14 protein-coding genes are annotated in these 13,411 nt (G+C 67.4%); 11 read left to right on the forward strand and 3 right to left on the reverse strand.

Annotated elements, in window-relative coordinates:
* Nucleotides 1-92 precede the first annotated feature (92 nt).
* Genes AC6H42_RS15340 through AC6H42_RS15390 form a run of 11 tightly spaced genes read left to right on the forward strand, consistent with a single transcriptional unit; the run spans nucleotide 93 to nucleotide 10,224 of the window.
* Complete coding sequence (locus tag AC6H42_RS15340) at nucleotides 93-1,313, forward strand: type II secretion system F family protein (RefSeq protein WP_057153109.1); 1,221 nt, start codon at nucleotides 93-95, stop codon at nucleotides 1,311-1,313.
* A complete protein-coding gene (locus tag AC6H42_RS15345) occupies nucleotides 1,310-3,004 on the forward strand; it encodes a GspE/PulE family protein (RefSeq protein ID WP_497548424.1) in 1,695 nt (564 codons plus the stop codon). The genes AC6H42_RS15340 and AC6H42_RS15345 overlap by 4 nt, the downstream gene beginning before the upstream one ends.
* The gene (locus AC6H42_RS15350) at nucleotides 2,991-3,845 is read left to right on the forward strand and encodes a hypothetical protein (RefSeq protein ID WP_497548425.1); all 855 of its coding nucleotides are present in this window, start codon (nucleotides 2,991-2,993) and stop codon (nucleotides 3,843-3,845) included. Before AC6H42_RS15345 ends, AC6H42_RS15350 begins: the two co-directional genes overlap by 14 nt.
* Nucleotides 3,842-4,426 carry a hypothetical protein gene (locus AC6H42_RS15355; RefSeq protein WP_497548426.1) on the forward strand — a complete coding sequence of 195 codons (585 nt, stop codon included), beginning with the start codon at nucleotides 3,842-3,844 and terminating at the stop codon, nucleotides 4,424-4,426. The genes AC6H42_RS15350 and AC6H42_RS15355 overlap by 4 nt, the downstream gene beginning before the upstream one ends.
* On the forward strand, nucleotides 4,414-5,013 hold the full coding sequence (locus AC6H42_RS15360; RefSeq protein ID WP_057153106.1) for a hypothetical protein: 600 nt from the start codon (nucleotides 4,414-4,416) through the stop codon (nucleotides 5,011-5,013). Before AC6H42_RS15355 ends, AC6H42_RS15360 begins: the two co-directional genes overlap by 13 nt.
* The gene (locus tag AC6H42_RS15365) at nucleotides 5,010-5,573 is read left to right on the forward strand and encodes a hypothetical protein (RefSeq protein WP_057153105.1); all 564 of its coding nucleotides are present in this window, start codon (nucleotides 5,010-5,012) and stop codon (nucleotides 5,571-5,573) included. Before AC6H42_RS15360 ends, AC6H42_RS15365 begins: the two co-directional genes overlap by 4 nt.
* Entirely contained in the window at nucleotides 5,570-7,591 is a 2,022-nt protein-coding gene (locus AC6H42_RS15370; RefSeq protein WP_497548427.1) for a secretin GspD/PilQ domain-containing protein, read from the forward strand. Before AC6H42_RS15365 ends, AC6H42_RS15370 begins: the two co-directional genes overlap by 4 nt.
* On the forward strand, nucleotides 7,592-8,083 hold the full coding sequence (locus tag AC6H42_RS15375; RefSeq protein ID WP_057153103.1) for a type II secretion system protein: 492 nt from the start codon (nucleotides 7,592-7,594) through the stop codon (nucleotides 8,081-8,083). It abuts the gene before it with no gap.
* A gap of 5 nt (nucleotides 8,084-8,088) precedes the next feature.
* A complete protein-coding gene (locus AC6H42_RS15380) occupies nucleotides 8,089-8,460 on the forward strand; it encodes a type IV pilin protein (protein WP_229418026.1) in 372 nt (123 codons plus the stop codon).
* Nucleotides 8,457-8,981: a type II secretion system protein gene (locus tag AC6H42_RS15385; RefSeq protein ID WP_229418025.1), complete on the forward strand. Its 525-nt coding sequence runs from the start codon at nucleotides 8,457-8,459 to the stop codon at nucleotides 8,979-8,981. The genes AC6H42_RS15380 and AC6H42_RS15385 overlap by 4 nt, the downstream gene beginning before the upstream one ends.
* A gap of 7 nt (nucleotides 8,982-8,988) precedes the next feature.
* Nucleotides 8,989-10,224: a M24 family metallopeptidase gene (locus AC6H42_RS15390; RefSeq protein ID WP_057153644.1), complete on the forward strand. Its 1,236-nt coding sequence runs from the start codon at nucleotides 8,989-8,991 to the stop codon at nucleotides 10,222-10,224.
* 207 nt (nucleotides 10,225-10,431) lie between these two features.
* Here the strand turns inward: AC6H42_RS15390 and paaZ are convergent, their stop codons facing one another.
* The 3 genes from paaZ to AC6H42_RS15405 form a co-directional block, all read right to left on the reverse strand.
* A complete protein-coding gene (paaZ, locus tag AC6H42_RS15395; RefSeq protein ID WP_057153101.1) occupies nucleotides 10,432-12,477 on the reverse strand; it encodes a phenylacetic acid degradation bifunctional protein PaaZ in 2,046 nt (681 codons plus the stop codon).
* Nucleotides 12,478-12,492: 15 nt separating this feature from the next.
* A complete protein-coding gene (locus AC6H42_RS15400) occupies nucleotides 12,493-13,113 on the reverse strand; it encodes a phenylacetic acid degradation protein PaaY (RefSeq protein WP_057153100.1) in 621 nt (206 codons plus the stop codon).
* A gap of 9 nt (nucleotides 13,114-13,122) precedes the next feature.
* Nucleotides 13,123-13,411 (reverse strand): ATP-binding cassette domain-containing protein (locus AC6H42_RS15405; protein ID WP_497548428.1); only part of this gene is annotated, 289 nt, incomplete at its 5' end.

Here is a 13,411-nt window from a genome sequence, read left to right on the forward strand (position 1 = left end):
CTGAGCCGCATTCGGCCAAATCCGGGGTCAGACCCCGAATTGGCGCGAATGCGGCTCAGCCCGGCTTCCAAGTACGACAGTGAAGGGCGGTAATGCAGTATCAGATCCAGGTGCAGCCTGCCACGAACGGCAAGGCTGGCCGTCAGACCATAGCAATTGAGGCGGCAAGCGAATCGGATGCGGTCAGGCTCGCGCTGCGCCAGGGCTGGCGCGTGCTGGCCGTCGATGGGCCGGCGCAGTTTGCCGCCGTCGGCGCCACGCTGCGTACCGGCAAGCAACCCTTCCCGCTGCTGCAATTCAGCCAGGAGCTGCTGGCCCTGCTCGAAGCGGGCTTGAACCTGGGCGAAGCCATCGCCACCCTGCACAGCAAGGAAGCGCGCGCCGGCGCCAGGGCCACGCTGGCCGGCATGCGGCGCTCGCTCCAGCAAGGCAAAAGCTTTTCCGACACCCTGGCGGCGCTGTCGGCCACCGATCCCGCCGCCTTCCCCGACATCTACGTCTCCACCGTGCACGCGGCGGAACGCTCCGGCAACCTGCCCGAAGCGCTGGCCCGCTACGTGGCCTATCAGCTGCAGTTCGACGCCATCCGCAAGAAGCTGGTGTCGGCAGCCATCTATCCGGTGATGCTGCTGTGCGTGGGCACGCTGGTCACGCTGTTCCTGCTCGGCTATGTGGTGCCGAAGTTCAGCGTGGTGTACGAAAGCTCCGGCCGCGAGATCCCGTGGCTGTCGCAGATGCTGCTGGCCTTCGGCCGCGGGCTGGCCGCCCATCCCTGGCTGTGCCTGGCCGCGCTGCTGGGCGCGGCCGGCGGCGCCGTCTTCGCCGCCGCCAACGCCGCCATGCGCGGCGCGCTGCTGCTGCAGGTACTGCGCCTGCCGCTGCTGGCCGCCAAGGCCGCCGAATTCCGCCTGGCGCGCTTCTACCGCGCCCTCAGCCTGCTGCTGCATGCAGGCATACCGCTGCCGAAGGCGCTGTCCATGGTGTCGGCCATGCTGCTGCCGCAACAGCAGCATGCGCTGGCCCGGGCCCGCCGGGCGGTGGAGGAAGGTCAGCCCGTCTCCGTTGCGCTGGAGCTGCAGGGACTGGCCACGCCGGTGGCGCAGTCGCTGCTCAAGGTGGGCGAGAACACCGGCCGCCTGGGCGACATGCTGGAGCGCTCGGCCAGGTTCCACGACGAGGAATTCGCGCGCTGGGTGGACTGGGCCTCGCGCCTGCTGGAACCGCTGCTGATGACGCTGATCGGCGTGGTCATCGGCGGCGTGGTGGTGCTGATGTACATGCCGATATTCGAACTCGCCGGGAGCCTCTCTTGAACGCACGCGCACCGTCCTGCCCAGCCGCGCTGGCGCCGGCTGTCACGCCCGAACTGCTGCACAGCGCAGGCGCCGCCGCGCAGTCCCAGGGCAGGCCACAGCTGGCGGTGCTGGAAGAACTGGCCGGGCTGGCGCCGGAAGAATTCACGCGCCAGCTGGCGGCGCTGTTCTGCTACCCGGCCTGGCCCATGGCCGCCCTGCAAGCGGGCACGCCCGCCTATCGCCTGCTGTCCTATACCGACTGCGCGCAGCGCGAATGCGTGCTGATGGAAGGCGCCGCCGGACCGGTGCTGGTCATCGCAAATCCTCTGGCGGACGACGTGCTGCAATGGGCAGCTTACACGGTGGGCGCCGCCTTCAGCGTGGCGCTGGCGCACCCGGACGACCTGGCGGCCTACCTGGCGCAGCAGGAATCCGTCCAGCAAGCCATGGCCGGCATGAGCGGCGAAGCCGTCCAGGACGCGACCCTGGACCAGACCATCGAGGACATTTCGCTGATCCGCATCAGCGAGGACAGCAGCCCTGTCGTCAAGCTGGTCAACTCCACCATCTACGACGCGCTGAAGGTCCAGGCCAGCGACATCCACCTGGAATGCGACGTGGCCAGCCTGGTCATCAAGTACCGGATCGACGGCGTGCTGGTGCAGGCCGGCCAGGTGCAGGGCCTGCAAATGGCCGAGCAGATCATCTCGCGCATCAAGGTGCTGGCCGACCTGGACATCGCGGAGCGCCGCGTGCCGCAGGACGGGCGCTTCAAGGTGCGCGTCAAGGGCAGCGAGATCGACTTCCGCGTTTCGATCATGCCCAATATTTTCGGCGAGGACGCGGTGCTGCGCCTGCTGGACAGGCGCGCGCTGACCGCCGCCGCGGCCGCGCTGCGGCTCGAGAGCCTGGGCCTGAACTCGGACGCCATCGTGCAGATCCGCCGCCTGGCCGCCAAACCGCACGGCATGCTGCTGGTGACCGGCCCCACCGGTTCGGGCAAGACCACCACGCTGTACGCCGCCATCACCGAGATCAACACCGGGCGCGACAAGATCGTCACCATCGAAGACCCGGTCGAGTACCGGCTGCCGCGCGTGCTGCAGATCCCGGTCAACGAAAAGAAGGGCCTGACTTTCGCGCGCGGCCTGCGCTCCATCCTGCGCCACGATCCGGACAAGATCCTGATCGGCGAAATCCGCGACGACGAGACTGCGCAGATCGCAGTGCAGGCTTCGCTGACGGGCCACCTGGTGTTTACCACCGTCCACGCCAACAACGTGTTCGACGTGGTGGGCCGCTTCCTGCACATGGGGGTCGACCCGTACAGCTTCGCGGCCGCGCTGAACGGGATCGTCGCCCAGCGCCTGCTGCGCCTGAACTGCACGCACTGCGCGGTGGAGGTGCAGGCCGACCCGCAGGATTTGCGCGACAGCGGCCTCACCGAACAGGCAGTGCAGGGATGGCGCTTCAAGGCCGGCGCGGGCTGCGGCCACTGCCGGGGCACCGGCTACAAAGGCCGCAAGGCGGTGGCCGAAGTGCTGATACTGAACGACGCCATGCGCGAGATGATCTGCACCCGCGCGCCGGTCAGCCGCATGAAGGAGGAGGCCGCGCAGAACGGATTCCGGCTGGCGCGGGAAGCCGCGCTGGAGCTGGTGCGGCTGGGAGAAACCACGCTGACGGAGCTGAATCGTGTCACTTATTAAACGCATCGCAGGACTGCTGCCGGCGCGCCGCACGCTGCACATCCACCTCGCGCAGCAAAGCCTGCTGGCAGTGGTGCGCCAAGGCGGCCGCATTGCGGACAATGGCGCGCTGCACATCGCCGTCGGCAACCCCGCAGGCCAATGGCAAGCGCCGCTCGCCGCCCTGCGCGCCCTGCTCGCTGAAGCCGTGACCGTGGAGCACGGGGCGGGTTCCGCTGCGCGGGCCGCCCTGGCTGCGCGTCTGCCGCTGCACTTGAGCCTGTCCAGCCGCTGGTGCCAGACGCTGATGGCGCCGTGGAACGACGCGCTGCTGTCCGAGCCGGCCGCCTCGCGTTTCCTCACTATGCAGCTCGCCGCCGTCTACGGTGACGCCGCGCGCGCGTGGACGGCCAGCAGCGACGACGCGCCATACGGCCAGCCACGCCTGGTCTGCGGCATAGCCACCGAACTGCTGGACGCCCTGCATGCGCTGGCTGCCGAACACGGCACGCGCTGCGCCGCCATCGAGCCGCTGGCCAGCGTGGTCTGCGCCTCGCTCGCACCGGGCAAGCCGCAGGCTTTCGCCGTCATCGAGCCGGGCCGTATTACGATGGCCGCGCTGGCGCAAGGCCGCGTGAACGCCGTCCTGTCGCAGCCCTGCAGCGCCGCATGGCACGGCGAGCTGGCACAAGCCTGGCAGCGCTGGGCCTTGCGCGCCCCGGAGCTGGCGGAGGTCGCAGCCGTCGCCGTGGTCGACCTGAGCGGTCAACATGCCGCCCATGCGGAGGGGCGGCTCCCGGGCCGCTTCCGTCTTGCCGGCACGCCGTTCGGCCACGCCGGCGGCTTGCTGGAGGCCGCATGAGCGTCACCCGCCTCGCCTTCGTCCGCGTTGCGCCACCGCTGAACGGCTGGCGCCTCGCGCTGCTCGCGGCAGGCTTCATCGCCCTGCTTCCCTCCTGCGCGCTCTGGCTGCGGCAGGCAAACGAAATCCAGCGCCTGGAGGCGCTGCTCGCCCAGGCGCAACCGCGCCGCGCGCCGCAGCCGGCGCTCACCCCAATCCAGCAGCGCGACCTGGACCAGCAAACCAAAGCGATCGCCGAAGCCGTGCGCCAGCTCAACCTGCCGGTCGCGCGCCTGCTGAAAACCCTGCAAGCACCGGGCGACCTGCATGTCGCCCTGCTGGGCCTCGACCTGAACGGACAGCCGTTGCACGAAGCCGATGCTGTGCAGGCGGGCGGCGCCAAGGCCGCGCCCATCGCCGTCCCATCCGGCACCATCAAGATCGCAGCCGAGGCGGAAACCGCGCAAGACATGCTGGGCTACCTGGCCTTCCTGAACCAGCAGCAGATGTTCCGCTCCGTCTACCTTGTCAAACACGAAACGGCCAGCGTCACCGCCGGCCAGGCATACCGATTCCAGCTGGAGGCCCAATGGCGGCAATGAAGTCCGGCGCAGTGCTGAAGTTCGCGCTCCCGGTGAACCCAGGCCAGCGCCTGGCCTGGGAAAGCAAGCGCCTGTGGCGCAAGACCGGCCACACTGCCGCGATCGGTATCGCCGCCCTGGCCGCAGCGGTGGCCGCGCACTGGCACACCGCCCAACTGCAGGAACGCGAGTTCACCCTGCGCAAGCAATTGGCGGCAGCGGCCCGCGCCGCAACGCAGCCGCCAGCCGTGGTTCCCACCGCCGCCGACGGCCTGCGCGCATTCTATGCCTATCTGCCCGCGCACGCCGCCATCCCCGACCAGCTGCAAACGCTGGTGGAAATCGCAGGCAAGCACAAGGTGCCACTTGCCAGGGCCGATTACAAAGCCCAGTCCGGGCCGCACGCCGGCTTCATGCAATACCAGATCAACCTGCCAGTGAAAGCCGAGTACGCCAGCGTGCAAGCATTCATGCTCGAGGCCATGCAGGCCATGCCCGCCCTGACGCTGGACAGCGTCGCGTTCAAACGCGAACGCATCGATAGCGGCGACACCGAAGCGCGCATCCAATTCATGCTGCTGGTGCGTAAAGCGGAAGGCGCGCAATGAGGAAAATGATACTGGCCGGCGCGGCGGCCGCCACCTTGCTGGCCGCATGGTTCGCGCCGGAAGACGAAGGCCTGATCGTCTCGCCAGCGGCGGCTACGACGCGCCCGGCCCGCGACCCGAACAGCACCGTCATCGCGGCGCAGGTCGCCCAAGCCAAGGCCGCGGGCGCACAGCCGCCCGCCATCCCCATCGAACTGCAGATCCAGCGCCGCGTGGCGGAAGAAGACCTCGGCAACCTGTTCGCCAGCCAGGGCTGGCCAACCCTCTCACCGCTCAAACCCATCGACGCGCGTGCGCCGCAAGATCGGCAGGCCGGTGCGGGAAGCAAAACCGGGAACGGCAACGGCGCACCCGCGCTCCCATTCCAGTTCATGGGCCGCTTCATCGACGACGGCAAGGCCGCTTACTTCCTGCAAATGGACGACCGCAACATCGTCGCCCGCGTCGGCGAAAAAGTCGGCGACCACTATCAGCTCGACGGCGCAGCCAACGGGACGCTGACCTTCACTTATCTGCCGCTCAACCTGAAACAAACCTTAGCCGTAGGGGACACGAATTGAACCACTCCGCTGCAAAACGCCTGCACATCCTGGCGCTGAGCGTCCTGCTGGCCGCCTGCGCCGGCAGCCAGACTTACACTGAAGGCAATGCTTTGCTGGAGGCCGGCCAGACCGAACATGGCCTGGCGAAACTGGAACAGGCGGTACGCGAGGATCCCCACAACGCGCAATACCGCATCACCCTGCTGAACCGGAAAGCCAGCCTGGTAAACGGCTTGACCGCCCGCGCCGACGCCCAGCGCGCGCAAGGAACCGATGCCGCCGCCGCGCAAGCGGACAGCCTGTACCAGCAAGCGCTGGCCATCGATCCCAACAACGCCATCGCCCGCCAGGGACAGGCAGCGCTGGCGCAAGAGGCACGCTACCGTCAGGCCGTGACTGAGGCCGAAGGGCTTGCGCGGCGTGGCGGCGAGGCCAACCTGGCGGCCGCCCAGGAGCTGCTGCGCCCCGTGCTGCAGGAGCGCCCCGGCCAGCGCGACGCCCTGCGCCTGAAAGCCCGCATCACGGACGAGCAGTCGCGCCAGAAGCCCGGCGCAGGACGCCTGGCCGCGGCCTACCGCAAGCCGGTGACGCTGGAATTCCGCGACGCCCCGCTGCGCTCGGTGTTCGACTTCATCGGCAAAGTCTCGGGTTTGAACTTCGCCTTCGACAAGGAAGTCGATCCCGGCCTGCGCGCCACCATCTCCGTGCGCGATGCCAGCATCGAAGAAGCCATCGCCATGCTGCTCGGCTCCAACCAGCTGGAGCAAAGCATCACCGGCGACCGCTCGCTCACCATCTACCCCAACACGGCGCAAAAGGTGAAGGACTACCAGCAGCTCCTGGTGCGCACCTTCTTCATCACCAACGCGGACGTGAAGCAGGTGGCGTTCACGCTGAAAACGCTGCTCAAGGCACGCGACATCGTCACCGATGAACGGGTGGGCATCATCATCATGCGCGACACGCCCGAGCTGATTCGCATGGCCGAGCGCATCATCGCCGTGCAGGACGTGGCGGACCCGGAAGTGGTGCTGGAAGTGGAAGTGCTGGAGGTGAAACGCACCCGCCTGCAGGAACTGGGCGTGCGCTGGCCGGAACAGGCCAAGCTGAGCGTGGGCAGCGCGGCAACCAGCGTGGGCGGACTGAAACTGGCCGACCTGCGCCGCGTGAGCAGCGAGACCACCAACCTGGAACTGGGCTCGGTGGTCATCAACGCGCTCAAGACCGACACTGACAGCAACATCCTCGCCAATCCGCGCATCCGCGTGCGCAACAAGGACAAGGCCAAGGTGCTGATCGGCGACCGCGTGCCGGTGATCACCGTCACCACCAACAACGGCGTCAGCTCGGACAGCGTGAACTACATCGACGTGGGCCTGAAGCTGGACGTGGAGCCGAACGTCTACCTGGACGACGAGGTGGCCATCAAGGTCAACCTGGAGGTGAGCAATGTTGTGAAGGACGTGACCAGCAAGTCCGGCACCCAGGCTTACCAGATCGGCACCCGCAGCGCCTCCACCGTGCTGCGCCTGCGTGACGGCGAAACGCAGATGCTGGCGGGGCTGATCAGCGATGAGGACCGCAGCACCGGCAACAAGGTGCCCGGCATCGGCGAACTGCCCATGCTAAACCGCCTGTTCGGCAGCCAGAAGGACGACCGCTCGCGCAGCGAGATCGTGCTGTCCATCACGCCGCGCCTGGTGCGCGCAATCCGCAGGCCGGAGCTGAGCGAGGCAGAGTTCCTGTCGGGTACCGAGTCCAATATCGGCGGACGCGGGCCGATCGCCGGCAGCGATGGCGGTGCCGCTGGCGCCTTGCCCGCTGGTGCCGGCAGCGCCAGCTACGCGCAGCCGGGCGCCGCCGTCGGCTCGGGCGGCGCACCGGCCGCGCTGCAAGCGCCGTCCGAACCGCTGCCGCCCCGCAACTCCTCCATGACCGGCGGCGACGACCAGGGCAGCGCCTTCGCCCAGCCTTCCAGCCCGGCCAAACCCGAGCCCGTCGGTCCGGTGCCGAACGTGCCCAAGAAGGGCCGGTAAATGCCGGCCCGCGCACCGGATGCCGCCCAGCGCGGCTTCACCTTCATCGAACTGATGATCACCCTTGCCATCATGGCCACGCTGGCGGCGGTGGCCGTACCCATGGTGCAGGTGGCGGTGCAGCGCGAGCGCGAGCACCAGTTGCGCGCCGCCCTGCTGGAGATCCGCGAGGCGATCGACGCCTACAAGCGCGCCGCAGACAACGGCAGCATCAAGCTGAACATCGGCGACTCCGGCTTCCCCAAGAAGCTCGAAGAGCTGGTGGAAGGCGTGCCCGACCAGCGCAGCCCGCGCAAGCAAAACATCTACTTCCTGCGCCGCCTGCCGCGCGACCCGTTTGCGCCGGCCAGCGCAGCCAGCGCGGCCGCCACCTGGAACAGGCGCGCCTACAGTGCGCCGCCCGACAACCCCACCGAAGGCGAGGACGTGTTCGACGTCCACTCGCGTTCCGACAAGGTGGGACTGAACGGTATCCCCCTCAAGACATGGTGACCGCAATGCATAAACGAGGCTTCACGCTGATTGAACTGCTGGTGGTGCTGGCCATCATCTCCCTGCTGCTGACGGTGGCGCTGCCGCGCTACTTCGGCTCGGTGGAGAAGTCCAAGGAAGTGGCGCTCAAGGAAAACCTGAAGGTCCTGCGCATCAGCATCGACAAATTCTATGGCGACAAGGGCGAATTTCCCGCCGGCCTGGCGGACCTGGTGACGCACCGCTACTTCAACAAGGTGCCGGTGGACCCCATCACCGAATCGGCCGCCACCTGGCAGCTGGTGGCGCCGCAGGACAGCGAAATGACCGGCGTGGCCGACGTGCGCAGCGGCGCCAAAGGCAGCACGCGCGACGGCGTGCCCTTCGGCCAGCTATGAAGCTGCTTCGGCAAGGCGGCTTCGCCTATATCTGGACCCTGATGCTGGTGGCCTTCGCGGGCGTGGGCCTGGCCATTGCCTCCGAAACCTACGCCACGGCGGCGCGCCGCGACAAGGAAGCGCAACTGCTGTTCATCGGCCACGAGTTCCGCCAGGCCCTGGGCCGCTATCACAACGCGCAAGGTGCGGGCGGCGCGGCGCAATACCCCCTCACGCTGGACGAACTGCTGAAAGACCCACGCTACCCCGGCGCCAAGCGCCACTTGCGCCGCCTGTACAAGGATCCCATCACCGGCAAGGCCGAATGGGGCCTGCTGCGCCAGCAGGGCCGCATCGTGGGCGTGTATTCGCTGTCCGTGCAGGCGCCCATCAAGCAGGGGGGCTTCCGCGACGAGGACAAAAGCCTGAACCGCAAGCCGCGCTACGCCGACTGGCTGTTCACCTATCCCGCCGACCTGTTCACGGGGGCTCCAGCCCCCAAAACTGATATCATCCCGGCCATCACTTCTGGAGGAAAGTAGCATGACTATGAGCATAGGCGTAGGCGGCAAAACCGCTGAACAAGCACTGGCGACCCTGTCCGACATGACGGCGGGCGCTATCCCTATCGGCAAGGAAGAACATCTGCAGCGCATCGCCAAAGCCCAGGCTTATATGCGCGAGCAAGGCATCGCCGCGATCTACATCAACGCCGGCTCCAACCTGCTCTACTTCACCGGCACCCGCTGGCACGCCAGCGAGCGCATGGTGGGCGCCATCCTGCCCGCGCAAGGCGCGCTGGAATATATCGCCCCCGCCTTCGAGGAAAGCACGCTGCTGGACTTCATGCTGGTGGAAGGCAAAGTGAATGGCTGGCACGAGCACGAAAGCCCCTATCAGCTGTTCGTGGACACGCTGGGCCGCATGGGCATTGCCGCCAATACAGCGCAAGCGCCGCGCGTGGGCATCTGCGAAAGCGCCGCCTTCTTCATCTACGACGGCATCCGCCCGCTGGCCGCAGGCTACGCGCTGGAAAACGCGCGCAGCGTGACGGCGCACTGCCGCACCCGCAAGTCCGCCGCCGAAATCGCGCTGATGCAGCGCGCCAAGGACATGACCCTGGCCGTGCACGTGGCCACCGCCAGCATGCTGCGTGAAGGGATCACCACCACCGAGGTAGAGCAGTTCATCGCCGCCGCGCACCGCAAGGTGGGCGCGCCGGGCTCCTACTTCGTCATCGTACTGTTCGGCGAAGCCACCGCCTACCCGCACGGCGTGAGCTATGTGCAGACGCTGAAGCAAGGCGACACGGTGCTGATCGACACCGGCTGCAAGCTGCATAACTACATCTCGGACATCACGCGCACCTATGTATACGGCGAGCCGAGCGCGCGCCAGCGCAGCGTGTGGAACAGCGAGAAAAAAGCCCAGGCAGCCGCCTTCGAAGCGGCCCAGCTGGGCGTGCCGTGCGAGCAGGTGGACCAGGCCGCGCGCCGTTCGCTGGAAGCGGACGGCTACGGCCCCGGCTACAAGCTGCCCGGCCTGCCCCACCGCACCGGCCACGGCATCGGCCTGGACATCCACGAATGGCCCTACCTGGTGGGCGGCGACACCACCCCGCTGGCGCCCGGCATGTGCTTCTCGAACGAGCCGATGATCTGCATCCCCGGCGAGTTCGGCGTGCGCCACGAAGACCACTTCTACCTGACCGAATCCGGCCCCAAATGGTTCACCGAACCGGCCCACAGCATCGATGACCCGTTCGGTCTTGCGCAGGCGCAATAAACGAAGGGGCTCATTTGACGCTTTCAGGCATGCCGCCTAAGATGTAAGACAGCGTTTTACCAGCCGGAGGCATGATGGAAAGCGAAGCGACCATACGGCGGCAAGGAAACTCGGTGGGCTGTGGAAGCTTTGCCACCAGAAGTCATCGCCGACGCGATGGCACGGCTGCAAGCCGCACTCGATCCCGCGCCGGCTTAGCGGCTTTTTTTACGCGTGCTTGGACACCAGCGTCAGGATGTCGTAGCTGGCCACCAGCTCGTCGTTCTGGTTGGTGACCTGCACGTCCCACGCCACCACGCCCTGGCCGAGGCCTTTGTCGTCGGTGCGGTTGCGGTCCACTTTGCGCTTGCATGTCAGGCGCGCACGGATGGTGTCGCCGATCGCCACCGGGGTGATGAAGCGCAGGTTGTCCAGGCCGTAGTTGGCCAGCACCGGGCCCGGCGCGGGCGACACGAACAGTCCCGCGGCCGCCGACAGCACGAAATAGCCGTGCGCGATGCGCTTGCCGAACTGCGTGTCCTTGGCGGCGATGTCGTCGAAGTGCATATAGAAGTAGTCGCCCGACACCCCGCCGAAGTTGACGATGTCCGCTTCGCTCACGGTGCGGCGGTGCGTCAGCAGCGAGTCGCCGATCTTCAGGTCTTCGAAGTGGCGGCGGAATGGATGCACTTCGCTTTCGTTCACGGCCGCGCCGCGCACGTATTCGCCCGTCACCGCGGCCAGCATGGTTGGCGAGCCTTGCACGGCAGCGCGCTGCAGGAAGTGGCGCACCGCGCGGATGCCGCCCAGTTCTTCGCCGCCGCCCGCGCGGCCAGGGCCGCCGTGCTTCAGCTGCGGCAGCGGCGAGCCGTGGCCGGTGGAGTCCACCGACGATTCGCGCTCCAGGATGTGCACCCGGCCGTGCGAAGCGGCTGCGATAGGCACCGCGTAGGCCGCCGTCTTCGGATCTTTGGTCACCAGCGTGCTCACCAGGCTGCCCTTGCCGCGCGCGGCCAGTTCCAGCGCCTCGTCGATGCCTTCATAGGTCATCATGGTGCTGACCGGCCCGAAGGCCTCCACGTCGTGCACTGCGTCGTTGCTGCCGGCGTTGCGGCACAGGACCAGCGTGGGCGAGAAGAACGCGCCTTCCGCCACGCCTTCGCCGACCAGCTTGTAGCCGTCCTTCTCGCCGAACACGATCTCATTGCCTTGCGCCAGCAGGGCCAGGCGTTCGCCGACGTCGCGCTGCTGGTCCTTCGAGGCCAGCGCGCCCATGCGCACGCCTTCCACAGAAGGGTCACCGATGGTGACTTTCGCCAGGCGCTCGCGCAGGCGTTCGGCCACCGCGTCCACGCGGTCCTTCGGCACGATGATGCGGCGGATGGCGGTGCACTTCTGGCCGGCCTTGCCGGTCATCTCGCGCGCCACTTCCTTGACGAACAGGTCGAATTCGGGATCGTCCGGTGTCACGTCCGGCGCCAGGATGGCGCAGTTCAGCGAGTCCGCTTCGGCGGTGAAGGGCACCGAGTTGGCGATCAGGTTGCGGTTGGTGCGCAGCCTGGCTGCGGTGTCGGCCGAGCCGGTGAAGGTCACCACGTCGGCGCCGCCCAGGCGGTCCAGCAGGTCGCCGGTGCTGCCGATCACCAGCTGCAGCGCGCCTTCCGGCAGCAGGCCGGATTCATGCGCCATGCGTACCACGGCTTCGGTCAGGTAGCTGGTGGCGGTAGCGGGCTTGCCGATGCAGGGCATGGCGGCCAGGAAGCTCGGCGCGAATTTCTCCAGCAGGCCCCAGATCGGGAAATTGAAAGCGTTGATGTGCACCGCCAGGCCGCCGCGCGGCACCAGGATGTGGGTGCCGGCGAAGCCGCCGCGCTTGCCCAGCGCCATGGCCGGGCCTTCGTGCAGCACGTTGGACGACGGCAGCTCGCGGCTGCCCATGCTGGCGTAGGCGAACAGGGTGCCGATGCCGCCTTCCACGTCCACCCAGCTGTCGGCGCGGGTGGCGCCGGTCAGGTGCGAGATCTTGTACAGCTCTTCCTTGCGTTCCATCAGATACATGGCCAGCGCCTTCAGGCGCGCGGCGCGCTGCTGGAAGTCCAGCTTCATCAGGGCGGGCACGCCGGTCTTGCGGGCGTAGGTGACGGCTTCGCTGAAATCGATGGCTTCGGCGTGGGTATGGTAGATCAGGCTGTTGTTCAATGCGCTGTGCAGCGGGGTGGCCGCTTCCTTGCCGTGCCAGCGGCCGGCGATCAGGCTTTGCAGAGTTGGTGCCATTGCGGGTTCTCCAGTTTATTCAGATTGTTCAGTAGCGTTCTTGTGCAGGTGCAGCGGCAGCGACGATTCCCACTGCATGCGCTGGCGGTCCGGCTCCACCTCGGTGAGCGCCACGGTCTCGCGCATGGTGGCGAGCGAGCGCACGCTCAGCTCCTGGTATTGGGCGGTGCCGGAGGACTTCCAGCTAATTTCGTTGTCGGTTACTTCGCGCACCACGCGGGCCGGCGTGCCGACCACCAGGCTGCGCGGCGGCACCACCATATTGGCCTTCACGAAGCTCATCGCCGCAACGATGCTGTCGGCGCCGATGACGGCGTTGTCCATGATGACCGAGTTCATGCCCACCAGCGCGTTGCGGCCGATGCGGCAGCCGTGCAGCACGGCGCCGTGGCCGACGTGGCCGTCCACCTCCACCACCGTGTCTTCGCCGGGGAAGCCGTGCATGATGCAGCCGTCCTGCAGATTCGATCCTTCTTCCAGGATCAGGCGGCCGAAGTCGCCGCGCATCGACGCATGCGGGCCGACGTAGCAGCGCGGGCCGACGATCACGTCGCCGATCAGCACCGCGCTCGGGTGGACGTAGGCGGTGGGATGGACCACCGGCGTGATGCCGTTCATTTCATATACTTTGACCATGACTGCTCCTTACATGCCCAGGTAGGCGCTTTGCACCTGCTCGTTTTTCAGCAGTTCGGGTCCGGGTCCGGACAGCGTGATGGCGCCGGTCTCGATCACATAGCCCACGTCCGCGATCGACAGCGCCGCGTGCGCATTTTGCTCCACCAGGAAAATGGTGATGCCCTGGTCGCGCAGGCTGGCGACGATGCGGAAGATCTCGGCGATCAGCAGCGGCGCCAGTCCCATGCTGGGTTCATCGAGCAGCAGCACCGAAGGCTTGCCCATCAGCGCGCGCGCCATGGCCAGCATCTGCTGC

It is taken from the genome of Massilia sp. NBRC 108631, from assembly GCF_059704565.1.